This is a genomic window from Streptococcus oralis, from assembly GCF_003942875.1.
In the GTDB taxonomy this organism is placed as follows: Bacteria; Bacillota; Bacilli; order Lactobacillales; family Streptococcaceae; genus Streptococcus; species Streptococcus oralis_BX.
Genome location: NZ_RMVK01000019.1, coordinates 1 through 609 on the forward strand (window position 1 = coordinate 1; position 609 = coordinate 609).

Annotated in this window: 1 rRNA gene; it reads left to right on the top strand. The window is 47.5% G+C overall.

Annotated features, from left to right (window positions below):
• Positions 1-170: 170 nt before the first annotated feature.
• A 16S ribosomal RNA gene (locus D8844_RS10350) occupies positions 171-609 on the top strand; the annotation flags it as partial.

Sequence of the window (609 nt, forward strand, 5' to 3'; positions counted from 1 at the left end):
TAGCTGTGATATACTAATATAGTTGTCGCTTGAGAGAGAATGAGTGACAAAGACCTTTGAAAACTGAACAAGACGAACCAATGTGCAGGGCACTATAACTGAAGTTATAGTACTGAACAATGAAAAAACAATAAATCTGTCAGTGACAGAAATGAGTGAGAACTCAAACTTTTAATGAGAGTTTGATCCTGGCTCAGGACGAACGCTGGCGGCGTGCCTAATACATGCAAGTAGAACGCTGAAGGAGGAGCTTGCTCTTCTGGATGAGTTGCGAACGGGTGAGTAACGCGTAGGTAACCTGCCTGGTAGCGGGGGATAACTATTGGAAACGATAGCTAATACCGCATAAGAGTAGATGTCGCATGACATTTGCTTAAAAGGTGCAATTGCATCACTACCAGATGGACCTGCGTTGTATTAGCTAGTTGGTGAGGTAACGGCTCACCAAGGCAACGATACATAGCCGACCTGAGAGGGTGATCGGCCACACTGGGACTGAGACACGGCCCAGACTCCTACGGGAGGCAGCAGTAGGGAATCTTCGGCAATGGACGGAAGTCTGACCGAGCAACGCCGCGTGAGTGAAGAAGGTTTTCGGATCGTAAAGCT